Here is a 24,415-nt window from a genome sequence, read left to right on the forward strand (position 1 = left end):
GACTGCTGGAGTAGTGAAAGGCAATGACCAGACAACAGATTGGTGTCATGGGAATGGCAGTAATGGGGCGCAACCTGGCGCTCAACATCGAAAGCCGCGGCTATACGGTGTCGATCTATAACCGTTCCTCTGAGAAAACCGACGAAGTACTGGCTGAAAACCCCAACAGCAAGCTGGTCCCGTTCTATGAGATTGAAACGTTCGTGGCATCTCTGGAAAAGCCGCGTCGTATTCTGTTGATGGTTGCCGCCGGTGAAGCGACCGACAAGACCATCGAGTCCCTGAAGCCGTATCTGGACAAGGGCGATATCCTGATCGATGGGGGCAATACCTACTATCCGGATACCATTCGCCGCAACCGCGAGCTCTCCGAGGCCGGTCTGAACTTCATCGGCACCGGCGTTTCCGGTGGCGAAGAAGGTGCCCTCAAGGGCCCCTCGATCATGCCCAGCGGTCAGCGTGAAGCCTATGACATGGTGGCGCCGATCCTTGAAAAGATCGCGGCGCGCGCCGAAGACGGCGAGCCGTGTGTCAACTATGTCGGCCCAGACGGCGCCGGTCACTACGTCAAGATGGTGCACAACGGCATCGAATACGGTGACATGCAGCTCATCAGCGAAGCCTACGCCATCCTCAAGGAAGGGCTGGGGCTTTCCAATGACGAGCTGGCCGATGTCTTTACCGAGTGGAATGAAGGCGAGCTCGACAGCTACCTGATCGATATCACCGCGCGCATCTTCAGAAAGCGCGATGAAAACGGCGAGTACGTGGTCGACACGATCCTCGACTCTGCAGGCCAGAAGGGCACCGGCAAGTGGACCAGCAAGAGTGCGCTGGATCTGGGCGTGCCGCTGCCGCTGATCACCGAGTCCGTGTTTGCCCGCTTTATCTCTTCTCTCAAGGAAGAGCGCGTGGCAGCGTCGAAAGTGCTCAAGGGCCCGGCCCAAAAGCCCTTTGAAGGCGACCGTGCCGAGTTCATCGAGAAGGTGCGTCAGGCGCTTTATTTCAGCAAGATCGCCTCCTACGCTCAGGGTTTTGCCCAGATGCGCTCGGCAAGCGACAACTACGACTGGAATCTCGATTACGGTCAGGTGGCCAAGCTCTTCCGCGCCGGCTGCATCATCCGTGCCCGCTTTTTGCAGAAGATCACCGATGCCTATCAGGAGACACCAGCACTGTCGAACCTTCTGATGGCGCCGTACTTCTCCGACATTGCCGATCGTTACCAGCAGTCGCTGCGTGACGTGATCAGCCATGCGGTGCAAAATGGCATTCCGGTCCCGACCTTCTCGTCCGCCGTGGCCTACTACGACAGCTACCGCGCCGAGAAACTGCCTGCCAACCTGGTTCAGGCCCAGCGTGACTTCTTCGGTGCCCACACCTACAAGCGCCTTGATCGCGACGGTGTCTTCCACACTGAATGGCTCGAAAAGTAAGCCTCACTGCCTTTTGATGCACCAAAACCCCGCGCCCGCCGCGGGGTTTTTTGTGTCCGGCTCCGAGAGCTTGCCGCCGGGGCAGGTGCTGGCCTTGTGATGGGAACTGGCATGCTTATTGCTCACTGAAGATGACGATCCATCTTCAGGAGCCATGCCATGAGCAGTTCTACCGTTGCGACCACCACCGTGGCATCACGTGCGCTTTCCGTACGCTGGTATCAGTTGCTGGCGGCCGTGGTCTGCATGATGGCCATTTCGAGCCCGCAGTATGTCTGGACGCTTTTTACCGGGCCGCTGACCGAGCGCCTGGGCGTGCCGCTGTCTCAGCTTCAGATCACCTTTTCGCTGCTGATCGTGTTGCAGACCTTTTTCTCTCCGCTGCAGGGCTTTCTGGTAGACCGCTTCGGCGTGCGTCGGCTGGTGGCCGCCGGCGCTCTGGCGACCGGGGCCAGCTGGGTGCTGGCAGCCCAGACCACAACGCTTGCCGGGCTGTATCTCACCTATGGTGTACTGGGCGGACTGGGCACCGGCATCGTCTATATCGGCACGGTAGGACTGATGGTGCGCTGGTTTCCGGACCGGCGCGGGCTGGCTGTCGGTGCGGTAGCCGCCGGCTACGGCTTCGGCGCCATGCTGACCACACTGCCGATCAGCACGCGTCTTGACGGTGCCGGGCTGGAAGCCACGCTGACGCTGTTTGGTGTCGGCATTGCGCTTGTCGGCATGGCCGCAGCGATGTGTCTGAAGATGCCACCGCACGAGCTGGCAGAACGGCGTTCGTCCGCAACAGTGCAGACCACCACGGCCCCGGAAACCCGCCCGGCGCAGATGCTTAAAAATCCGGTTTTCTGGCTGATGTTTGTGATGTTCACGATGATGTCGACCTCGGGGCTCATGGTGATTTCCCAGATGTCGAGCTTCGCCGCTGATTTCGGCGTCGCTGGTGTGACCGTCATGGGCATGGCGGCTGTCCCGCTGGCGCTGACGCTTGATCGCGTCTGCAATGGTGTGACCCGCCCACTGTTTGGCTGGATCTCAGATCGATGGGGGCGCGAGAACACCATGGGGCTGGCGTTCATTCTGGAAGGCCTTGCCATGATGGTCTGGCTGGCCACCAGCAGTAACCCCGTGCTGTTCGTGCTGCTTTCGGGCATTGTCTTTCTGGGCTGGGGCGAAATCTTTTCGCTGTTCCCGGCCACGCTGACCGATACCTTCGGCACCCGCTACGCCACGACCAACTACGGTTTTCTCTATATGGCCCAGGGCATCGGGTCGATTATTGGCGGTCCGGCCGCGGCGCTGCTGTATGAAACCAGCGGCAGCTGGATGCCGGTTTTCTCGGTGGCCATTGGTTTTGACATTACTACCGGGCTGGTGGCCCTGTTGCTGCTCAAACCCATGCGCCAGCGCTGGCTGTCAGCCGCTCGCTTCTGACCTTTCAACGACTCACGCGAAGACATCCCACCGCCGGACAGGGCGGTGGCGTCTCATGGCATCACACTACGCCTGCAAGGGTCGCCGGCTTGCCGGCACACGCTGAAGACCGGCGCCTCTCGGATGTGAAACTGTCATACTGGGGGTTCATGTTATCCACACCCGGTGGGCGATTGAATGACCCGGTTTTTCCTGCTTGTGTTAACGGCTGTTCTGGCCGCCGGTGCGCTGTCAGCCGCCGCGACGGCAACGCCGTTTGAATCACGTTTTTTGCGCGTCTCGGCCGCTGATGCCCTGCCCGAGACAGTGGCTCGTTCGTTGAATCATGAGTCGGAAGCGCTCAATACCCTGTTCCTTTCCTGGTCCGATGATCAGGCGCTGGTGTTCAACGGCGCACTGGCGCTGGCGCGTCATGGGGGTATCGCACGTCGCATGCTGACCGAATACGGCTTTGAGCCCGGCTTTCAACAGGCATTATCCCGTTTTGGCCCGGACGCCGTTCTACCCGTGGCCTGGTTTCATGACAACGAGGTGCCCAGTCTGAGCGCGCGCCACTGGGCCACGCAGCGCTACCGTGAGGCTAGTGGCGCGATTGCCGGCTGGTGGAATGACACTCCGGTGAGTCAGGAAGACGCCTCCGGGATAGACGATCAGCCCGGCCTGACGGCGCATCAGCGCGGGCTCTACGCCGTCGCCTTTTTGCAGGAAGGCCGCTACGGCTTTCTCGATCAGTTCGTGGTGGATGAGCACGGTGGCGTGCACTGGCTGCAGGGGGAGCGCCTGATGTCGGGCATTGGCGATTTCTTCACCGGCGGCCTGCGCGATCTGGAGCGCACCGTGCAGGGGCCTGCGTCGGTTGGTCCGGCCGATATTGCTTGGGCCGGGGTTGATGTGCTGCTCATGGCCAGTGCGGTAAAGGCACTGCATGTGGGGCGCGCGGCACGTGCCGGTACGCTTGAAGGCCGCACCGCGGCAGGCGCCAGCGGTGAGCTTCGAAGCTCACGCGCACTGGTGCCTGCCGGACTTCGTTTTACTCGTCTGTCGCGCCCGGCAAAACTGGCCGCCATGGGCGCCACGGCCTGGGTGGTGGTGCGCCACCCTGACCTGATCAATGGGCTTGGCGCCAATCTGGCCCACTGGCTGGGCTGGCCGGTGAAGCTGGGTCAGTTTGTTTTGTGGTTTGTGATTGCACTGCCGCTTTTGTGGCTTGGCCGGCAGCTCTGGCGCTGGCTGATTCGCCCGCTGCTCTGGATGGCGATGACTTCCGGACGCGTTATCGAACGCAAAATAACTAAGGTCTAATACGCTTTTCACTCCAAACGGCCGTATATGCTCTCATGATGGCGCTTTCTCGTCTCGCGGGAGGGCGCTCCAATAGCCCGTTGTGGAGAATGCTCATGTTTCCTGTCTCTCTCGCTCGTGCGCTGGGTCTGGTCGGCGCCACCTGCATGCTCTCTCTTGCCACTCCCGCCATGGCCGGTGACAACGCGCCCATCGTGATCAAGTTTTCTCACGTGGTGGCGGACAGCACGCCCAAGGGGCAGGGCGCGCTAATGTTTCAGAAGCTGGTCAAGGAGCGTCTGGGCGACAAGGTAAAGGTCGAGGTGTATCCGAACTCGTCACTTTATGGTGATGGCAAGGAGATGGAAGCCCTGCTGCTGGGGGACGTGCAAATGCTGGCGCCGTCGCTTGCCAAGTTCGACAAGTACAATGAATCCATCCAGATCTTTGACCTGCCGTTTCTCTTTGATGATTTGAAGGCGGTGGATCGCTTTCAGGCCAGTGATGAAGGCAAGGGGCTGCTCAACTCGATGGAAGACAAGGGCATCATTGGGCTGGGTTACTGGCACAACGGCATGAAACAGCTCTCGGCCAACAAGGCATTGCATGAGCCGAAGGATGCTCGTGGTCTCAAGTTCCGCGTTCAGGCCTCCAACGTGCTGGAAGAGCAGTTCAAGGCGCTGCGCGCCGTGCCGCGCAAGATGAGCTTTGCCGAGGTGTATCAGGGCCTGCAGACCGGCGTGGTCAACGGTGCTGAAAACCCCTGGTCCAACATCTACAGCCAGAAGTTCTATGAGGTACAGGACTACATCACCGAGTCCAACCACGGCGTGCTGGATTACATGCTGATTACCAACGCCAAATTCTGGAACGGCCTGCCGGAAGACGTTCGCGGCGAGCTGACCGACATTCTGGATGAGGTCACTACCGAGGTGAACGATCAGGCCCGTGACATCAACGATCATGACCGGCAGGCGATCATTGATGCCGGGACCAGCGAGATTATCGAGCTTACCCCCGAGCAGCGTGAAGACTGGCGCGAGGCGCTGCGTCCGGTATGGAAGCAGTTCGAAGGCCAGATTGGTGCCGATCTGATCAAGGCGGCCGAAGCTGCCAACGGTGCGAGCTGATCCCTCGACGCCTCGGGAGTCATGGCAATGAAGACACTGCTGAATCTCTGGAACCATCTTGAAGAGGGCCTGGTGGCCCTCTTTTTAACGGCCATGACGCTGGTCACGTTTGTCTACGTGATGTTCAACAACCTCTATGTGGTGTTTTACGCTGGTGCCGATGCGTTTCCGGCGCTGGAAGATCCGCTGTTTGCCATCGGTGATGTGTTGCTCGACACCGCCCAGGCCATGACCTGGAGCTCGGCGCTGACGCGCGCCTGCTTTGGCTGGCTGATCTTTTTAGGGATCTCCTACGGCATTCGTACCGGTGCGCATATCGGGGTCGATCTGCTGGTGCGAACCTTCAGCGCGCCGCTGAGGCGTGCGTGTTCGATACTCGTGCTGCTGATCGTGCTGGGTTATGCCGTCCTGATGATGGTATCGAGTTATGACTGGGTCGCGGCACTTCATGGTGCAAGTCTCGGGGCCGAGGACCTCGACGAGTTTCACGTCATGCAGTGGCATATCGCAATGATCGTGCCGCTTGGGTTTGCGCTGGTGATCGCCCGTCTTGTCGAGGCATTCGTGCTGACCCTGCGCGGTGAACAAAACGGGCTGCAGATGGCCGATGAAGCGGCCGATGCACTCAAGCTGGCGAGCGATGTTCATCCTGACACGTCGAAGGAGTCACGTTCATGACCATCGCCTTTTTGTTTATCGCCCTGTTTGTGCTGCTGTTTTTAAGCGTGCCCATTGCGGTATCGCTGGGGCTGTCAGGCGCCCTGACGATTTTGCTGTTCAGTCATGACTCGGTCCGATCGCTGGCGATCAAGCTCTTTGAGACCTCCGAGCATTACACGCTGCTGGCGATCCCGTTTTTCCTGCTCTCCGGGGCCTTCATGACCAGCGGCGGCGTGGCCCGTCGATTGATCGACTTTGCCAACGCCTGCGTGGGCCATTTTCGCGGCGGGCTGCCGATTGCCTCGGTCATGGCCTGCGTGCTGTTTGCTGCACTGTCGGGTTCCTCGCCGGCCACGGTGGCGGCGGTCGGCTCGGTGGTCATTGCCGGCATGGTGCGCTCGGGCTATACGCAGTCGTTTGCCACCGGCATTGTCTGCAACGCCGGTACGCTGGGCATCCTGATTCCGCCGTCGATCGTGATGGTGGTCTATGGCGCGGCGACCGAGACTTCGGTAGGCAAGCTCTTCATGGCAGGTGTGGTGCCGGGGCTGATGCTGGGCCTTCTGTTGATGATCGCAATCTACATCATCGCGCGCATCAAGAAGATGCCGGCGCTGCCGCGGGTACCCCTGAGAGAGACACTGGTACTGGCGCGCAAGTCCTTCTGGGGACTGATGCTGATCGTGATCATTCTGGGCGGCATCTACACCGGCATGTTCACGCCGACGGAAGCCGCTGCCGTGGCCGCGGTGTATGCCGCGTTCGTGGCGCTGGTGGTCTATCGCGACATCAGCTGGCGCGAGTGCCCAGGGGTGGTGCTGGAAGCGGCGAAACTGAGCATCGTGCTGATGTTCATCATCGCCAACGCCATGCTTTTTGCCCACGTACTCACGACCGAGCAGATCCCGCAGGCGATCACCGCCTGGGTTGTCGATCAGCAGTTCTCGCCGATCGCGTTTTTGCTGGTGGTCAACGTCATTTTGCTAGTGGCGGGCAGTTTCATGGAGCCTTCGGCGATCATTCTGATTCTGGCGCCGATTCTGTTTCCGATTGCCATGCAGCTGGGCATCGATCCGGTCCATCTGGGTATCATCATGGTGGTCAACATGGAGATCGGCATGCTCACGCCGCCCACGGGGCTAAATCTGTTCGTGGCCTCGGCCGTGACCGGCCAACCATTGACGGCTGTCATCCGCGCCTCAAGTCCATGGCTCTTGCTGTTGATCAGTTTCCTTTTGTTGATTACCTACGTGCCGTTTATCTCGCTGGGGCTGCCCGAGTTGCTGGGCATGTAGCTCAGGCGAGGTTCTACAACATCACACACCGGGGTCATGCGCCCCGGTGTGCTTTAAGGGCATGGGTCAGGACTTTCTACCGCCATCTTTCGACACTACCGGAGATTTCTGCTGTTTCAGTGCGTTCATGAAGGTGTCGTCCAGCCCCAGATGCGCCTTGACCAGCTCGGGCGGGGTCAGGGCAAGCCACTGATTCAGCGAGATATCGGCATAGTGATCGCTTTTGAACAGTTCCAGAAAGCGCATCGTGGTGGTGCCGGTATTTTCGATGTAGTGGCCCATGGCAAAGGGGATATAGCCGACATCGCCTTCATGAACATCATAGGTGCGCGCCTCACCGGCGCCGGCAAACACGCCCATGCGTCCGGTGCCACTGAGGTAGTACTGCCACTCGTCGTTGTTGGGATGCCAGTGCAACTCGCGAAGGCCGCCCGGTTCCAGTTCGACCAGCGCCGCGGCGATGGTTTTCGAAACCTTGAAAATCGATGAGTCGGTGATGCGCACCGTCCCACCTGGCGTTTTGATCGGTTCCTGCTTGAGCATTCGGTGGCTGAAGGGCTCTGCCACCTCATCGGCGCCTTTTGGCTTGACGCTGTCCAGTGAACCCGGTGCCTTGCCGGCGAAGATGTACTCCTCGCTGGGGTCGGGCGTGTTGCCGAGATGCGAAGGGTCGATACCGAAGTTTTTGGCCAGCACTTTCTTTGGAATGTGCTTGAACCAGTCGCTGAGCAGGAAGGTGGAGTTTTCATCGAAACCACCGTCATCAAAGGCGAGCAAAAACTCACAGCCATCCGGGCCCAGCCCCTGAATCGAGTGCGGAATACCTGGCGGGAAGTACCATAGATCGCCGGTTTCCACGTCATCGACGAAGTATTTGCCCTCAGCGGTTACTGCGGTGATGCGCGCCTTGCCATAGGTCATGTAGGCCCATTCGGCCTCCTTGTGCCAGTGCAGCTCGCGAATGCCGCCTTCATTGAGGCGCATGTCGACCCCGGCAATGGTGGTCGATATCGGCAGTTCGCGCTCGGTGATCTGACGGGTCCAGCCGCCACTTTCCTGGCGCACATGGGCATCACCGAAGGGGAGACGCAGATTGGGCAGGGTGCCGCTGTCGGTCTGTGGTGGATTCATCAGGGTGGGGTTGTCGCGGTCAATGGTTGCATTGCGTGGACCGGGGTCATCACCGCCCACGCCGTTCTGTCGCTGTGGTTTGGGGAGCGTCTGGGCGTAGGCGCCGGAGGCAACCGCCACGGTGCTGAACATGCTGGCAGCCACAAAACTGCGTCGCGTCAGATTTTTCATCGCGAAATCCCGTCCTTTGAACCAGAGAAATATTGACCGGACGCGCGTGACGCCCTGGTCCTCGCTGCATCGCCTTTCTAAACACCAACTGCGAAAGGTCATTAGTACACTTAATCCAGGCTTAAATTTATTTCAATTTTTAAGCTTTTATTAATTGTTTGTTTTTGTATCTGGCGGCAGCGACTGAGGTGGCGTAACACCGGGGCGAGCAGCGCCCCCGATGGTGCCGGGTAAATGGCAGGCGTATGATGCACAGCGCCGAGGGGCTCACTTCGACCGGATGACGTGCCCAGCCGTGCGTCGCTTGAGAATCGAAAGGAACAGGAAAAACAAGTCATGACCGTGATTCGCCAGAATGACCTGATCGACAGCGTCACCGATGCGCTGCAGTACATCTCCTATTACCATCCCAAAGACTTCATTGACGCCATGCATCAGGCGTATCAGCGCGAGGAAAATCCCGCGGCGCGTGATGCTATCGCCCAGATCCTGATCAACTCGCGCATGTGTGCCACCGGCCATCGTCCCATCTGTCAGGACACCGGGATTGTCACCGTGTTCGTCAATGTGGGCATGAGCGTGCAGTGGGACGCTGACATGAGTCTGGATGACATGATCAACGAAGGGGTGCGTCGGGCCTATAACCACCCTGACAACATCCTGCGCGCCTCGATTCTGGAAGACCCGGACGGCGCGCGTCGCAATACGAAGGACAATACGCCGGCGATCATTCACCACCGGCTGGTCCCGGGGAATCAGGTCGAGATTCACGTGGCGGCCAAGGGCGGCGGCAGCGAAGCAAAATCGAAGTTCGCCATGCTCAACCCGTCCGACAGTGTGGTGGACTGGGTGCTCGAGCAGGTACCCAGGATGGGCGCCGGCTGGTGCCCGCCTGGCATGCTGGGCATCGGTATCGGCGGCACTGCCGAGCAGGCCATGAAGATGGCCAAGGAGTCGCTGCTCGACCCGATCGACATTCAGGACCTGCAGGCACGCGGTGCTTCAAACCGGGCGGAAGAGCTGCGTCTGGAGCTGTTCGATAAGGTCAATCGGCTTGGCATCGGCGCCCAGGGGCTGGGCGGGTTGACCACGGTGCTCGACATCAAGGTCAAGGACTGCCCGACCCACGCGGCCAACAAGCCGGTGGCGATCATTCCCAACTGTGCAGCCACCCGGCACGTGCACTTTCATCTTGACGGCAGCGGTCCGGCGAGTCTGCCGGTGCCCGAGATCGACGACTGGCCGGAGATTGCCTGGGAGGCGGGCGAGGGCGTCAAGCGCGTCAATCTGGACGGCATTACGCCTGAAGAGGTTGCGACCTGGTCTCCCGGCGACACGCTGCTGCTCTCCGGCAAACTTCTGACCGGGCGCGATGCGGCGCACAAGCGCATGGTCGACATGATCTCGAAGGGCGAGCCGCTGCCGGTCGATCTCAAGGGCCGCTTTATCTACTACGTGGGCCCGGTGGATCCGATGGCCGGTGAGGTTGTGGGGCCGGCCGGCCCGACCACTGCCACCCGCATGGACAAGTTCACCCGCACCATCCTGGAGGAAACCGGCCTTCTGGGCATGGTGGGCAAGTCCGAGCGCGGGCCGAGCGCCATCGAGGCGATCCGCGACAACGGCGCGGCCTATCTGATGGCCGTGGGCGGGGCGGCCTACCTGGTCGCACAGGCGATCAAGGGTTCGAAGGTGCTGGCCTTTGAAGATCTCGGCATGGAGGCGATCTACGAGTTTGACGTCAGGGACATGCCAGTAACGGTGGCGGTCGATACCCGTGGTGACAGCGTGCACACGCTGGGCCCGGCCAAATGGCAGGACATCATCGCGCGGCGTTGAGTTCTGATGTCGTGTGATCGGCCATGCTGCGCCGCCCCGGGAAGGGGCGGCGCTGTCGTATCGGGACTCTTCATGACATCGGCGTTTGACCGGGCAGGCTTAACGCGCTCCGATGACGATGGTCTAATGACTTTACTTTTTTCCTTACCCTTCAAGCGAGGCAGCCATGGCCGGTCATCACGGCAATAATCAGGACCCCGGTGCAGCACTGGGGTTCATGGGACGACTCAGCGGCGCCATGGTCGCACCGGTGGTGCTTTATATGGTGCTGTGGCAGGTTGGGCGGGGGCTGATCAGCGAGTATGCAGGTTCGCTGCAGCAGGGCACGATGATTACCCTCCTGTCGGTAATGATTCCGGGGCTGGGCGTGCTGGCCTCGGTGTTCATTGCCGGTCGTCGCTCGGGCGTCCTGATCGGGGGGGGCGTCATGCTGCTCTTTTTTGCCTATCTCTATGTGTCCACAGCCGTTGTTCTTTCTTGGGGGCCGCCGCTTCAGACCCTGCTGGGCGTGGCGCTGGCCGCCGCGGTAGCGCGCTGGTGCCCGTCTTTGGGCGAGGAGCTTTTCTACCCTGGGCGTCGCTAGTTGTCGCCGGGCGCTGTGCCATCCTGACATTATCCTTTGTGCTATAGACTTAAGTCTGATTCCGGGGGGTGTCCCCTCCTGTAAGATGCCTCGGGCCATAACGTTCGTTATTGGCAGGGGTTCGTTCAAGGGGACATAAAAATGGATGGTTGGACACAGACAATGACGGCCGGCCCCCTGCTGGGGATTGCAGCGGCAGCCATCGCAGCGCTGCTGATACTGGTGATTCGGTTCAAGCTGCATGCCTTTCTGGCGCTGATTCTGGTGAGTCTGATCACGGCCTTTGCCACCGGCATTCCGGTCAATCAGATTGTACCGACGCTGGTCAACAATTTCGGCAAGACCCTGGGGGCGGTCGCGCTGCTGGTGGGCCTGGGTGCCATGCTGGGGCGACTGGTGGAAAACTCCGGCGGCGCTCGGGTACTGGCTGATCGCATGATCGAGCTTTTTGGTGAAAAGCGCGCGCCGCTGGCGCTCGGGCTTGCGTCGCTTCTGATGGGCTTTCCGATCTTTTTTGACGCCGGCCTGATCGTGATGCTGCCGATCGTCTTCGCCGTGGCACGTCGCCTGGGTGGCCCGATCCTGTTGTACGCCATTCCCACCGCTGCGGCCTTCTCGGTCATGCACGTGTTCGTGCCGCCGCATCCCGGCCCGGTGACGGCATCAGAGCTTTATGGTGCCAACCTGGGGCTTTTGATGCTGGCCGGCCTCGTGATCATCCTGCCCATGTGGTATCTCTCCGGCTATCTGTGGGGCAAGTTCTGCGCCAAACACTACAGCTTTCAACTGGCCGAGAGCTTCTTTGGCAAGATCGATGATGACGAGATCAAAAACCCGCCGACGGTAGGCACGGTCATCGCCATGCTGTTGCTGCCGCTGGTGCTGATCTTCATGAACACCGGGCTGGATTTCCTGCGTGCGGCTGGTAAGGCCGATCCCGATCAGACCTGGTTTCAGATCCTTTCGACGCTGGGCAGCACGCCCATTGCGCTGCTGATTTCGGTGCTGGTAGCGGCCGTCGTGCTGGGCACGCGTCGCGGTGAAAATGGCAGTGCGATCGAAAAGATTCTTGAAAGCTCGCTGGGCCCGATCTGCTCGGTGGTCCTGATCACTGGCGCCGGCGGCATGTTCGGCGGTGTCCTGCGCGCCTCCGGCATTGGCGATGCGCTGGCAGATTCACTGGGCGATCTCGGGCTGCCGGTCATCGTGGCCGCCTATGTGGTGGCAGTCGCCATGCGCCTGGCCCAGGGCTCGGCGACCGTGGCGCTGGTGACGGCGGCCGGTCTCATGGCACCTGCCGTGGCGATGGGCGACTACAGCACCATGCAGGTCATCGCGGTGACGCTGGCCACGGCTGCAGGCTCGGTCTTTGCCGGACACGTCAACGACTCGGGCTTCTGGCTGGTCGGCCGTCTGCTGGGCATGGATGTGCGCACCACGCTCAAGACCTGGACGGTTCAGCAGACCATCGAGTCGCTGGTCGGCTTCGTCCTCGCCTATATCATGTTCATTATTTTTTAAAGGAAGTTTTCATGGCGGTTAACCCGTTTGATATTCAGGGAAAGCTGGCACTGATCACCGGCTCCTCACGCGGTCTGGGCTTTGCTCTGGCCCAGGGGCTTGCCGAGCAGGGTGCCCGCGTCATCATTCACGGGCGCAGTGAAGACACGGTCAATCAGGCAGTACAGGCCATCCGTGAGGCGACCGGCAGCGAAGCGTTCGGGGTGACCTTTGATGTCACTCGCAGTGATGAGGTCAAAACGGCGCTGACCCAACTGGTCGAAACGCACGGCGTGCCGGAGATTCTGGTCAACAACGCCGGTCTTCAGCGGCGCGCGCCGTTTACCGAGTTCGAGCCCGATGACTGGGATGCGGTCATTGCCACCAACCTGTCCAGCTCGTTCTACGTGGCCAATGCCCTGGCGCGTCACATGTCCGAGCGCGGCCACGGCAAGATCGTCAATATCGGGTCGGTTCAGTCGATGCTGGCGCGTCAGACGATTGCGCCCTATTCAGCCTCCAAGGGCGGGGTCGTGATGCTGACCAAGGGCATGGCGGCGGATCTGGCGCGCTTTAATATCCAGGTCAACTGTATCTCGCCGGGCTATTTCAAGACCGACATGAATACGGCGTTGTGGCAGGACGAAGCCTTCAACAGCTGGGTCGAGAATCGCACACCGGCGCAGCGCTGGGGCAACGTTCAGGAACTGGTCGGCACGCTCTTGTATCTTTGCTCGGATGCCTCGAGCTTTGTCTCGGGGCAGAACATCTTCGTGGATGGCGGCATGACCTCGGTGGTCTGAGCCTTTTCAACAGGGGCCGCAAGGCCCCTGTGTTATTTGCGTTCCTCTATTTTTGTGCCTGCAACGGAGCATGACGATGAAAGCACTGGTCATTCATGGCAAACAGGATCTGCGCGAGCAGGAGTGGAGCACGCCCGAGCCGCAGGACGGACAGGTGCGGGTACGCATTGCCTGGGGGGGGATCTGTGGCTCCGATCTGCACTACTATCACGACGGCGCCAACGGCGCCTTTGTCGTTCGCGAGCCCTTGATTCCGGGTCACGAGCTGTCGGGCACCGTTGATCTGGACCCTTCCGGTGAGCTGGCGCCGGGCACGCCGGTGACTTTTCACCCGGCGACCTTCGGCGAGTGTCAGCCGGGTCTTGAAGAGCTGCCGCATTTGTGGCCGAAGGGGGCCTATCTGGGCTCGGCGTCCACGACGCCGCATACCCAGGGCGGCATGAGTGAATACCTGGTGGTCACGCGGGGCATGGTTCGCGTTCTGCCCGAAGGGCTTTCTCTCAAGCGTGCCGCGTTGACCGAGCCGCTGGCCGTGGCCCTGCACGGCATCAACGTGGCAGGCGGTGTGGAAGGCAAGCGGGTGCTGGTATGTGGTTCCGGGCCGATCGGACTGTTGACGGCAGCAGCAGCGCTGGCAAAGGGCGCGCGTGAAGTGACCGCCACCGATGTCTTTGAAGGGCCGCTGGAGCGTGCTCGCGCACTTGGCGTGCATCACACCATTCGTATCGGCGAGCAGACGCCCGAGCCGGAAGCTTATGACGTGGCGCTGGAGTGCTCGGGCGTTCCGGCCTCGATCGACACGGCCATTCGCGCCGTGCGCCGGGCAGGCGTTATTGCCCAGATCGGCATGATGGGCGCCGGTGCCCAGCCACTGGAACTGGCCATGCTGATTTCCAAGGAGATCCAGCTGCGCGGCTGCTTCCGTTTTAACCAGGAAGTAGACGAGGCCATCGAGCTGCTGGCCCGTGATGATCGCTTTGATCAGGTCATCACCCATGAAATGCCGGCCGACCAGGCCGTGGACGCCTTTGCCACGGCAAAGGATGCTCAGGTCTCCGGCAAGGTACTGGTGCGTCTCTGGCCGCAGGGCTAAGGGCAATCGATCACGTCAGGTCGCGCAGGAGGTGAGAAATGCACATTGTCATTACCGATTGTGACCACGAAAGCGTTGATATCGAGCGTGCGGGTATTGAGGCTGCAGGCGGGCGCCTGACGCTGTGTCAGGACGCGACGCCCGAGGGCATTATCAAAAACGCCATTGATGCCCAGGGGCTGATCGTCCAGTACGGACAGATCAGCGCCGAGGTGCTGGCGGCGCTGCCGGATCTGCGCGTGGTGTCACGCTATGGGGTCGGGGTGGATACCGTCGATGTCGAGGCGGCGACCCGACACGGTGTGGCAGTGTGCAACGTGCCGGATTACGGCACCGAAGCCGTGTCCGATCATGCCATTACGCTGGCACTGTCGGTACTGCGTGATGTCACCGGTCTGGACCGGCGCCTGCGTCAGGGGGAGCCGTCACTGGCGCCGGCGCAGCCGATCTTTCAGCTGCGCGGCCGTCGTTTTGGCGTGATCGGGGCCGGTGCCATCGGCATGGCCACGGCGCGCAAGGCGGCCGGGCTGGGATTTGAGGTCGTACTCACTGATCCGCGACTGACGCCTGGCGAGACCACGAGTGAGGGCTGGTCGGTGATGTCGTTCGAGGATCTTCTGGCCTCGGCACAGGTGGTGTCACTGCACCTGCCGCTGATCGAGCAGACGCATCATCTTATCGATGCCGCAGCGTTGGCCGCCATGCGTGAGGACGCCACTCTGGTCAATACCGCCCGCGGGGGCGTAGTGGATACCGGTGCGCTGGTCGAGGCGCTGGAGGCCGGGCGAATCTTTGGTGCCGGGCTTGATGTGCTCGAAGAAGAGCCGCTGGCTGCAGGGCATCCGCTTACCCGATTCGAGCGCGTGATTCTTACGCCGCACGCCGGGTTTTATACCGAAGAGTCCTACGCCGAACTCAAGGCGCGCACGGCACAAAATGCCATTGACGTCATTGCCGGTCGGCGGCCGCGCAACATTCTCAATCCGGAAGTACTGGCTCAATCCTGAGGTGCTGACTCGATTCTGAAGTACTGGATCAAGAGCATCGGTGATCTGCGACACCCTGACAGCGGAGAAGCGCCTGGCGTTTCTCCGCTTTTTTGTGTCGGCGATCCACGTCATTGCGGGGGTCGATGCCTTGTCATCGCCTGAATCTTTGCCATGCTGTTAGCCGGCTAATTTAAATGGCGGTCGAATCTGTTGGCCGTTGTTCCTCAAGGAGGGCTCTCATGGACTATCGCAATCTGGGTCGCACCGGGCTCAAGGTGTCACCGCTGTGCCTGGGCACCATGACCTATGGCACGCCGCAGTGGCGCGACTGGGTGCTGGATGACCGGCAAAGCCGGCCGTTTATCGAGCAGGCGCTCAATGCCGGCATCAACTTTTTTGATACCGCCGACATGTACTCCGATGGCGCCTCCGAGGAAGTGGTAGGGCGGGCGCTGAAAGACTTTGCCCGCCGCGAGGAAGTGGTGCTGGCCACCAAGGTCTATAACCCCACCGGCAATAAAACGCCCAACGAGCAGGGCCTGTCGCGCAAGCACATCCATCACGCCATAGATGCGTCGCTGACACGGCTGGGGATGGAGTATGTCGATCTCTATCAGACCCATCGCTGGGATTACGACACGCCCATCGAGGAGACAATGGAGGCGCTTCACGAGGTCGTGAAAGCTGGCAAGGCACGCTATATCGGCGCTTCCAGCATGCACGCCTGGCAGTTTGCCAAGGCGCAGCACATTGCCGAGAAAAACGGCTGGACAAAATTTTCGACCATGCAGCCGATGGTCAATCTGATCTATCGCGAGGAAGAGCGCGAGATGATCCCGCAGTGCATTGACCAGGGTGTCGGCGTCATCCCTTGGAGCCCGCTGGCACGGGGCATTCTGGCCGGCAGCAAGCCCGTGGGCGGTCAGGGCCAGACCACCCGCGCCAAAAGCGATGAGCAGATACGGGCCTGGAACCTGGGCCTTGAGCGGGATACGCCTGTTATCGAGGCGCTGCACGAGGTGGCCGAAGCACGTGGTGTGTCACCGGCGCAGGTCGCGCTGGCCTGGCTGTTGCAAAAGCCCGGGATTACGGCGCCGATCGTGGGGGCCAGCAAGTCCCATCACATGGATCAGGCGCTCAAAGCGCTCGAGATCACGCTCAGCGAGGGCGAAGTCGAACAGCTCGAGGCGCCCTATGTGCCCCATGAGGTGGTCGGTTTCATGTAGTACACGCCTTCGACAATCCCTTGTGTTGACCGAAAAGCCCCGGCAAATGCCGGGGCTTTTGCGTGAAAGATATCAAGAATCAAGGGAGTAAGCGAAAGGCTTTGGCAGTAGTGGATTCCTCGCTGGGGCCGATCTGTTCGGTGGTGCTGATGACCGGTGCCGACGACATGTTCGGTGGTGTCCTGCGCGCCTCGGGCATCGATGATGCGCTGTCGGGCTCGCTCTAGAATCTGGGGCTGTCGGTCATCATGGCCGCCTATGTGGTGGCGGTATTGATGCGCGTGGCGCAGGGCTTGGCCACCGTGGCGCTGGTGACGGCGGCAGGGCTGATGGCGCCCGCTGTAGAGGCCGGCGATTTCTCCATTATGCAGGTGGTGGCCATTACGCTGGAATCCGTGCTGGGCTTTGTGATGGCCTGGATTGTCTTTACGATATTTTGAGACGTCCGGTACAGACCGAAAAAAACGACGCCCGAGGGCGTCGTTTTTGATGGCATTACTTCAAGGGGTCAACTCGCGGGGAGTTTTAGCGGGGCGTGTTGCCCGGCACATGATCCGTTGACGTGCTGCCAAAGCGCGGCTCGCTGTCGCTGCTGTCAGAAGACGACTGACCGTTTGAAGGCTTCTGATCACGGCTCGAGTCATTGTCATCGGAGGTGTGCTTGTCTGCGGCTTCCTGCGCCTTCTCACTGGCTCGATCGAGCTGCTCGGAGCCCATTTCGCTGGCCCGGTCGACCAGATGGTCACGAGTATCGCCCATGGCGCGCTGTTCGGCACGCGAGGTGGGAAGCAGCGAGCCGAGCAGGGCGCCTGCGGCCAGACCCAGCGCGCCGGCGGCCACCGGGTTTTCATGCGCCATGTCGCTCAGCCAGGAGCCGGCATCACGCGCCTTTGAAGAGGCGTCGTTAAAACGGTCGCTGGAACCCTGTCTCATGCGCTGCATGCGATCACTGGCACCGCTTTTCATGTTGTGTGCCCGCTCGCCGGCGCCACTTTTCATGTTGCGTGCGCGATCACCGGCCCCATGCAGGGCACCCTTGGCGCGTTGGCCCAGACCACCGCTGTCGCTCGAGGACTGGCCCTGACGGTGCTGATCAATAGAGGCGCCTTCGCTGTAAAGCGGCTCATCAAAGAGCGGCTCGTCATAGAGCTCATCATATTCATGCGTCTGCGGCGTGGTTTCTGCCGCCGCATGACGAGCACGCTTCTGGCGCTTGTCGTTAAAATGGTTCGGCACACTGCCACGGTTTGAGTCTGAATTGCTGGAATAAATCAGCCAGCCAATGCCCACACCGATTAGCGCAGCAGGCATCGGATTGTCTCGTACCGAGCGCCCCAGATTGGAAAAATAATCCCGGGCAGAATCGCTTTTCACGTATTCCATGGCGCTATGCATCATGTGATCGGAGGAGAAGCGTTCCTGAAAATCGCTGAGCGTGTCATCAAGATGAGAGCGGGTCTTGTTGATGTCCGCCTCGATCTCTTCAGGGCTGCGAGTGTCCTGCTGATCCTGATTCTGGTCGTGATCGCTCATCGCTTGGTCTCCTCATTTTTCTGGCTTTGGGCATGTTCCTTGAGCATGGACTGATCACGCTCCAGGCTTTCCACGGTACGATCCGGCGTCATGGCCTGAGTGCTCAGGGTGTTACGTGCCTTTTTCATCATGCTCATGCCGATGATGACAACGACAGCACCCACAATCAGGGCTGAAAGCCAGGGCGCCAGTACGTGGCTCAAACCCAGTACGGCGGCGGCCAGAAGAACAAGCAGGCCTGCGTTGAGCACGGCACCCGCCACCACGATGGAGGCAATGGCCGCACCGGCACGCTTGATGTTCTGCTGCATCTCGGCCTTGCCGAGGGCAATTTCCTGACGTACCAGTGTGGTGACGTCATTGAGCAGCGAAGAGAGCATGCCGACCATGCCGCGCGACTCGTTTCCGCCGTCTTCGGCGTGTCGGCGCTCTTCGATGCTGGGGTCTTTATGACCTGAAGGTTGTGTCATGATCAAACTCTCCCTGTTGATCCGAACAATACAAAATGGTGTTGCTGTCGATCGTGCCGATCAGGGACGCGCTCAGCGATTGGAACTTTTCAGAAAACGTGACAGCAAGAATCCGCCTGCGACCATGCCACCGATGAACAGTGCCGGTTCACGGCGAGAAAAGTCCTGCGCCTGCTTCAGCAGGGATTCGCTGTTTTCGTCGCGCAGACGATCGGCCAGAGTGTCGGTTCTATCGGCCAGGCGATAGGTGTAATCGGCAAGCGAGACCTGATCCTGATCCTTGAACTGCATGGCCATGCTGCGCACGGCTTCCGAGAAGTTCGAGATATAGTCAGCCACAAAGCCTTTCTGGCTGTCGGCGCGACGCAGCGCTTCTTCGCGTGCCTGATCAGCTGTTTCCCGTGCCTTTTGTTGAGCCTGTTCCCTGTTCTGGCGAGCCTTGTCACTGCCCTGTGATTCGCCATTATCTGTATTGCCCTGCTGGCGGTTATCGCCATGCATGAAACGGTCGTCCGTGTCGTTCATGATGTGCACCTTAAAGCCAATAAATTAATCTGGATCAATGATGCCTTTATGCACAGAACGTTATTCCATCCTGTCCGGCATCTACTTATAAACAATAGATTGAAAGGGCCAAACGTCAAGGAATTGGCGAGGATATAAGTTCAGTAGGGAAAGGGGTTTTTGTTATAAATGGTTTAATGTTGATTCATGTTAAGAAAAGGATTATTAGAGATTTAGGAAGGGTTGCACCCGCACCAGTGCTGGGCTGGTAAAGAAAAAGGAAGTCGATATTTACTAACTAAAGATGAAGTGGAATCGATGTGGTGAAAAGGAGGGCGAAGACCAGAAAGGAGATGGAAAGCCCTGTCAGGAAACAGGGCCATACTGCCAGATGACTACGCTATCAAGCAGGGTGCTGACAACCTTTTCGCTGTCATGGGACAGCTCGAAAAGCGTTTGTTTCAATAGCCAGTCCGTGACCACACCCTTGATACATGACAATAGCATCGAGGCTGCCATGGCAGGCGTCAGATCGTGGCGAAGGGCAATCTCACCGCAGTCAACACCGCGACGAAATGTATGGCTCATCATGTCGCGGCATTCCTGCGTATGCAGGTCGAGCTGGTCGTTGACCCAGGCAAATTCGCCGATGAACTCGTTGCGCGACGAGGTCAGCAGCAAAATGCGCTGAAGCCGGCTGTCACGTGACAGTGACTCCAGGTCCTGCACCAGCGTCAGGCGCATGATGGAAACCGGGGCGTGGGCAAGCTGCTCGCACTGCGCCAGATGGGCGGCCAGACGCTCGGTCATCTGACGCTTTCGCTCTAAAAGCGCGGCCAGAATGCTGGTCTTGCCTTCCGGGAAGTGCCAGTTCAGCGCACCTCGTGTAACGCCAGCACGCGTTGCAATGTCGTTGTGTGTGGTACGGCTAAGCCCCTTTTCGATAAAAAGGTGCTCGGCGGCATTCATAAGCGATTGACGCGTCAGCTCCGCTTCTTCCTTGGTCTTTCTCATGGACGTCTTCTTGACGTTAAACCTGTCATAAAATGGCCTTGCTGCGCGGACAGGGCGTTTCACGCAAGCGGGTGCACAATAATGCATACATACGCGATTGTATATTTGATGCCAGCGATCCTGAATAGATCATTGGTCTTCTTCCCTCATTTCAGCGTTTGAGCATGGTGGATGAGATACGGGTTACTCCGGCTGACGGCATGACCGGGTTGATGACATGACATTCGTTACCTACCTTATAATCTCCTGACAGCACCTATAAGCCCCGTGGCAATGCACCATGGCGCTCTCGGCCGACATCCATGGATGTCGGCATCGACTCTGGCCAATGACTTCAACTCTTATAAAACGTGGCCCGGCCTACGCCATTTGAGGCGTTCGGACGATCACGACGAAATAACGACCTTACAAGACGACTGATGAGGATCTGACTCATGGCACCTGTTATCCGTCCTTCTACAGGCGTGGGATTTTGTACCCCCGGCGCCCAGGCAGAGATCGCCGAACGCCCCGGTGCTTCTGCCGGCAAGCCTTCCGATGTCCGCCACATCACCCTGACCATCAACGGTCAGCAGCATGATCTGCAGGTCGCGTCCAACGCGGTGCTGCTGGATGTTCTGCGCGAACAGCTCGGTCTTTTCGGCACCAAAAAGGGCTGTGACCACGGCCAGTGCGGCGCGTGCACCGTTCATGTCAACGGTCGCAGCGTCAACAGCTGCCTGATGCTGGCCTGTCTGCAGGAAGGCGCCGAGATCGTCACCATCGAAGGTCTTGCCGAAAGCGCCGGCTTCGAGCAGGGCCATCACCCGGTTCAGGAAGCCTTTCTGGCGCACGATGCCTACCAGTGTGGCTACTGCACGGCCGGACAGATGATGACCGCCTCGGCCGTTATCAGCGACGACAGCATCGATGGTGATGAGGCTTCACTGCGTGAGGCCATGAGCGGCAACATCTGCCGCTGCGGGGCCTACAAGAACATCCTTGATGCGGTGCAGAGTGCCCGCGGCAAGATGCGGGGAGGGCAGTAACATGCGAGCGTTTGAACTTGAAAGTGTCGAGGCCGTCGATCAGGCCGTCAGCCATCGCCGTGTCCATGACGGCGAGGCCTTTATTGCCGGTGGCACCACGCTGCTGGATCTGGTCAAGCTGGATGTCATGCAGCCCGAGAAGGTCGTCGACGTAAGCCGACTGCCGCTCAAGCGCATCGAAACGCTGGAAGATGGTCGGCTCAAGGTCGGCGCGCTGGTCTCCAACACCGATCTTGCCAAACACGAGATCGTAATGCGTGGCTATCCGGTGCTCAGCGAGGCGCTGCTCTCCGGGGCCTCGACCGGCCTGCGTAACATGGCCACGACCGGTGGCAACGTCATGCAGCGCACCCGCTGCCCCTACTTCCGGGATCCGGACATGCCGTGCAACAAGCGTGAACCGGGGTCGGGCTGCTCGGCCATTGAGGGCATCAATCGCAATCATTCGGTGCTGGGCACCAGCGAGCAGTGCATCGCCACGCACCCCTCCGATATGTGTGTTGGCATGGTCGCCGCCGGCGCCACGGTGGTGCTGGAAGGCCCCGACGGCCAGCGTGAAGTGGCCTTTGAAGACTACCACCTGCTGCCGGGCGAGACCCCCGAACGTGAGCACGACCTGAAGCCGGGCGAGCTGATCACGCATGTGATTCTTGATGCCCCGCGCGGTGGCGGTCAGCACTATCTCAAGCTGCGCGATCGCGCCTCCTACGAGTTTGCGCTGGCCTCCTGCGCCGCCATCGTCACCCTCGACGGTGACAGTGTCAGCGACGTACGTGTGGCGCTCGGTGGTGTGGCTACCAAGCCCTGGCGCGCCACGGCCGCCGAAGAGGCCCTGAAAGGGCAGCCGGCCACGCAGGAGAATTTCGAGCGTGCCGCCGAGGCCGCCTTTGCAGATGCCGTGGCCTACAGCCACAACGGCTACAAGATCACGCTGGGCAAGCAGGCTGTTGTGCGTGCGCTCAGAGATGCCACCGCCGCTGCTCGCGCCTGATCAGGAAGAGATCACATGACTACCGATACCGGAAAGACCCGCGAATACAATCTGAGCGCCGAAAAGCCGCGTATTGACGGCACGCTCAAGCTGACCGGCGGCGCCGACTACGCCGCCGACCGTAACCTGCCCAATCAGACCTACGGCTACCCGGTCACCAGCACCATTACCAAGGGCCGGCTGGTCTCGCTGGAACTCGATGACGCACTGGCCATGCCGGGCGTGCTGGATATTTTTCATCACGACAATTTCGACCAGCTCAGCCGCTCGCCGAACAGCTTCGCGGAAGAAAACCTGACCAGCGAGCCGCGTCTGCCGTTTGAAGACAACGAGATTCACTATCAGGGTCAATATATTGCGCTGGTCGTGGCCGACACCTTCAATCACGCCCGAGCTGCGGCGTTGAAGGTCAAGGCCAACTACGAGCGCGACGATGATTTCCTGACCGATATCAAGAGCCTGGATAGCGGCGAGGGCGACCTGCCCGGTGAAGAGCAGCCCGGTGATGCCTCCTCGCTGGGGGATGCCGACAGCGCCCTGAAAGGTGCAGCCGTCACGGTTGATCAGCGCTACTCGATCGCTCAGGAAAGCCACAGCGTCATGGAGATGCACACCTCGGTGGCGCAGTGGGAAAACGACATGCTGACCATCTATGAGTCCTCTCAGGGTGTGGTCTTTCAGCGCAACGCGCTGTCAAAGATCTTCGGCATTCCGCCGGAAAAAGTGACGGTCATCTCACACTTCATCGGCTCCGGGTTCGGCGGCAAGCTCTTCATGTGGCCACACGCCATCATGACGGCCGTGGCCGCGCGTCGACTGGGTCGTCCGGTCAAGACGGTGCTGTCGCGCCAGCAGGAGTACCTGGCCACCGGCTATCGCCCGACCTCGCTGCAGCGCGTGCGTCTGGGTGCTGACGAGAGTGGCAAGCTGCTGTCCATCCACCATGATGGCTGCAACGAAAGCTCGCCGGCCGGCAAGCATGATGACACCGTCAGCGGCGCCACGCCCAAGATGTATGACTGCGGCGGCAATGTGGCTGTCACCAACCGGCTGGTCGATGTCAACAAGTGCCCGCCATGTCCGATGCGTGCGCCCGGTGAGTCCTCCGGCAACTTTGCACTGGAAACGGCGCTGGATGAGCTGGCAGTCAAGCTCGACATGGACCCCCTGGCGCTTAGAAAGAAAAACTTCGCCGATGCCGATCCGGCCTCCGGTCTGCCCTGGTCGAGCAATCATCTACAGGAGTGCTGGGATAATGCGGCCAGCCGTTTTGGCTGGGACAAGCGCAACGCCACGCCGGGTGCGATGAAGGACGGTGACGAGATCATTGGCTATGGCATGGCCACCCAGAGCTGGGAAGCCATGCGCCAGCACTGCTCGGCGCGCGTGGGCTTTCGCGCTGATGGCTCCCTGATGGTGGCCTGTGGCACGCAGGATATTGGTACCGGCACCTACACCATCGTGGCGCAAACGGCCAGCGAGCTGACCGGTATCCCGATCGAAATGATCGACGTGCGCCTGGGCGATTCCTCACTGCCGTCCGGCCCGCTTTCCGGCGGCTCCTTTGCGACATCTACGGTGCTGCCTGCCGTCTCGGCGGCCACCCGAGAGGCGCTGTCGCAGCTTAAAACGCTGGCCACGGCCGAAGGCGGCGTGTTTGAAAACGTCGATGCCGACAGCATCGAGCTTGAAAACGCCAGACTGGTGAGTGGCGATAAAAGCGTTGAGATCACGCAGCTGCTCAAGGATAACCAGCTGGGTCTGATCGACGGCGAGGCCTCTGCCAGACCCGGCGACGAGCAGGAGCAATACAGCTTTCGCTCCTTTGGCGCCGTGTTTGTGGAAGTTCGGTGGGATGCGGGCATTTCGCGCCTGCGCGTGTCACGCGTGGTCTCCACGGTTGATATCGGTCGTGCCATTAATCCGATGACCGCGCGCAACCAGGTCGAGGGCGGCATTGTCATGGGCATGGGCATGGGGCTGTTTGAGCAGTCCGAGTTTGATCACAGCGGCTATCCCTACAACAACAATCTGGCGGACTACATCGTGCCGGTGAATGCCGACATGCCTCACATCGATGTCGAGCTGCTGGATTATCCCGACTATCTGCACAACGAGTTTGGCGCGCGCGGGGTTGGTGAAATCGGCCTGACCGGTATTGCGGCAGCGATTTCCAACGCTGTCTATAACGCCACCGGCAAACGTCTTCGTGATCTGCCCATCTCGATCGAGAAAATGCTGGCCCCCTGACTTTCAGCCTGCATCTTCTGTATGACCGGGCCGGCTCTTGCAAAAGAGCCG

The 24,415-nt window shown here is 60.1% G+C and carries 23 protein-coding genes; 18 read left to right on the forward strand and 5 right to left on the reverse strand.

The features are described from left to right. Positions 1–23: 23 nt before the first annotated feature. From gnd to KSP9073_RS04900, 6 genes are all read left to right on the forward strand, one after another. A complete protein-coding gene (gene gnd, locus KSP9073_RS04875; RefSeq protein WP_108841769.1) occupies positions 24–1,436 on the forward strand; it encodes an NADP-dependent phosphogluconate dehydrogenase in 1,413 nt (470 codons plus the stop codon). A gap of 159 nt (positions 1,437–1,595) precedes the next feature. Next, entirely contained in the window at positions 1,596–2,873 is a 1,278-nt protein-coding gene (gene oxlT / locus KSP9073_RS04880) for an oxalate/formate MFS antiporter (RefSeq protein ID WP_108841770.1), read from the forward strand. A 177-nt stretch (positions 2,874–3,050) separates the two neighbouring features. Continuing rightward, positions 3,051–4,175, forward strand: a complete 1,125-nt coding sequence (locus tag KSP9073_RS04885) for a hypothetical protein (protein ID WP_108841771.1) — start codon at positions 3,051–3,053, stop codon at positions 4,173–4,175. A 95-nt stretch (positions 4,176–4,270) separates the two neighbouring features. Continuing rightward, complete coding sequence (locus KSP9073_RS04890; protein WP_108841772.1) at positions 4,271–5,284, forward strand: TRAP transporter substrate-binding protein; 1,014 nt, start codon at positions 4,271–4,273, stop codon at positions 5,282–5,284. 27 nt (positions 5,285–5,311) lie between these two features. Further along, positions 5,312–5,962 carry a TRAP transporter small permease gene (locus tag KSP9073_RS04895; RefSeq protein ID WP_108841773.1) on the forward strand — a complete coding sequence of 217 codons (651 nt, stop codon included), beginning with the start codon at positions 5,312–5,314 and terminating at the stop codon, positions 5,960–5,962. Further along, a complete protein-coding gene (locus KSP9073_RS04900; protein WP_108841774.1) occupies positions 5,959–7,239 on the forward strand; it encodes a TRAP transporter large permease in 1,281 nt (426 codons plus the stop codon). The genes KSP9073_RS04895 and KSP9073_RS04900 overlap by 4 nt, the downstream gene beginning before the upstream one ends. A gap of 66 nt (positions 7,240–7,305) precedes the next feature. On the opposite strand, the gene KSP9073_RS04905 is transcribed toward KSP9073_RS04900, so the two are convergent. After that, the gene (locus tag KSP9073_RS04905; RefSeq protein WP_108841775.1) at positions 7,306–8,541 is read right to left on the reverse strand and encodes an oxalate decarboxylase family bicupin; all 1,236 of its coding nucleotides are present in this window, start codon (positions 8,539–8,541) and stop codon (positions 7,306–7,308) included. A gap of 336 nt (positions 8,542–8,877) precedes the next feature. Here KSP9073_RS04905 and KSP9073_RS04910 point away from each other — a divergent pair, with 336 nt between their 5' ends. From KSP9073_RS04910 to KSP9073_RS04945, 9 genes are all read left to right on the forward strand, one after another. Then, a complete protein-coding gene (locus tag KSP9073_RS04910; protein WP_108841776.1) occupies positions 8,878–10,380 on the forward strand; it encodes a fumarate hydratase in 1,503 nt (500 codons plus the stop codon). Between the two features lie 166 nt (positions 10,381–10,546). Beyond that, positions 10,547–10,963, forward strand: coding sequence for a hypothetical protein (locus KSP9073_RS04915; RefSeq protein ID WP_108841777.1), 417 nt, complete (start codon positions 10,547–10,549; stop codon positions 10,961–10,963). 162 nt (positions 10,964–11,125) lie between these two features. Then, positions 11,126–12,484 (forward strand): GntP family permease, encoded by a 1,359-nt coding sequence (locus KSP9073_RS04920; RefSeq protein WP_207771409.1) that lies wholly within the window; start codon positions 11,126–11,128, stop codon positions 12,482–12,484. 11 nt (positions 12,485–12,495) lie between these two features. Then, complete coding sequence (locus KSP9073_RS04925) at positions 12,496–13,266, forward strand: glucose 1-dehydrogenase (RefSeq protein WP_108841779.1); 771 nt, start codon at positions 12,496–12,498, stop codon at positions 13,264–13,266. A 76-nt stretch (positions 13,267–13,342) separates the two neighbouring features. Further along, positions 13,343–14,359: an L-idonate 5-dehydrogenase gene (locus tag KSP9073_RS04930; protein ID WP_108841780.1), complete on the forward strand. Its 1,017-nt coding sequence runs from the start codon at positions 13,343–13,345 to the stop codon at positions 14,357–14,359. 38 nt (positions 14,360–14,397) lie between these two features. Next, on the forward strand, positions 14,398–15,366 hold the full coding sequence (locus KSP9073_RS04935) for a C-terminal binding protein (RefSeq protein WP_108841781.1): 969 nt from the start codon (positions 14,398–14,400) through the stop codon (positions 15,364–15,366). Between the two features lie 221 nt (positions 15,367–15,587). Continuing rightward, complete coding sequence (locus tag KSP9073_RS04940; protein WP_108841782.1) at positions 15,588–16,574, forward strand: aldo/keto reductase; 987 nt, start codon at positions 15,588–15,590, stop codon at positions 16,572–16,574. 101 nt (positions 16,575–16,675) lie between these two features. Further along, positions 16,676–16,801: a hypothetical protein gene (locus KSP9073_RS17875; protein WP_279310045.1), complete on the forward strand. Its 126-nt coding sequence runs from the start codon at positions 16,676–16,678 to the stop codon at positions 16,799–16,801. A 9-nt stretch (positions 16,802–16,810) separates the two neighbouring features. Continuing rightward, complete coding sequence (locus KSP9073_RS04945) at positions 16,811–17,014, forward strand: GntT/GntP/DsdX family permease (RefSeq protein ID WP_341476546.1); 204 nt, start codon at positions 16,811–16,813, stop codon at positions 17,012–17,014. Between the two features lie 85 nt (positions 17,015–17,099). On the opposite strand, the gene KSP9073_RS04950 is transcribed toward KSP9073_RS04945, so the two are convergent. The 4 genes from KSP9073_RS04950 to KSP9073_RS04965 form a co-directional block, all read right to left on the reverse strand. Then, positions 17,100–18,107: a DUF3618 domain-containing protein gene (locus KSP9073_RS04950; RefSeq protein ID WP_108841783.1), complete on the reverse strand. Its 1,008-nt coding sequence runs from the start codon at positions 18,105–18,107 to the stop codon at positions 17,100–17,102. Next, positions 18,104–18,577 carry a phage holin family protein gene (locus KSP9073_RS04955; protein WP_243409113.1) on the reverse strand — a complete coding sequence of 158 codons (474 nt, stop codon included), beginning with the start codon at positions 18,575–18,577 and terminating at the stop codon, positions 18,104–18,106. The genes KSP9073_RS04950 and KSP9073_RS04955 overlap by 4 nt, the downstream gene beginning before the upstream one ends. Positions 18,578–18,649: 72 nt before the next feature. Further along, positions 18,650–19,102, reverse strand: coding sequence for a hypothetical protein (locus tag KSP9073_RS04960; protein WP_108841784.1), 453 nt, complete (start codon positions 19,100–19,102; stop codon positions 18,650–18,652). Positions 19,103–19,447: 345 nt separating this feature from the next. Further along, positions 19,448–20,095, reverse strand: coding sequence for a TetR family transcriptional regulator (locus KSP9073_RS04965; protein ID WP_207771410.1), 648 nt, complete (start codon positions 20,093–20,095; stop codon positions 19,448–19,450). Between the two features lie 434 nt (positions 20,096–20,529). On the opposite strand from KSP9073_RS04965, the gene KSP9073_RS04970 reads away from it, so the two are divergent. From KSP9073_RS04970 to KSP9073_RS04980, 3 genes are read left to right on the forward strand one after another with little or no spacing between them, the layout of a single operon-like run. Then, a complete protein-coding gene (locus tag KSP9073_RS04970) occupies positions 20,530–21,123 on the forward strand; it encodes a (2Fe-2S)-binding protein (RefSeq protein ID WP_108841786.1) in 594 nt (197 codons plus the stop codon). Position 21,124: 1 nt separating this feature from the next. Continuing rightward, the gene (locus KSP9073_RS04975; RefSeq protein WP_108841787.1) at positions 21,125–22,114 is read left to right on the forward strand and encodes an FAD binding domain-containing protein; all 990 of its coding nucleotides are present in this window, start codon (positions 21,125–21,127) and stop codon (positions 22,112–22,114) included. Between the two features lie 15 nt (positions 22,115–22,129). Then, entirely contained in the window at positions 22,130–24,364 is a 2,235-nt protein-coding gene (locus KSP9073_RS04980) for a xanthine dehydrogenase family protein molybdopterin-binding subunit (protein WP_108841788.1), read from the forward strand. Positions 24,365–24,415 lie beyond the last annotated feature (51 nt).

The organism is Kushneria phyllosphaerae (genome assembly GCF_900312995.1).
GTDB classification, from domain to species: Bacteria; Pseudomonadota; Gammaproteobacteria; order Pseudomonadales; family Halomonadaceae; genus Kushneria; species Kushneria phyllosphaerae.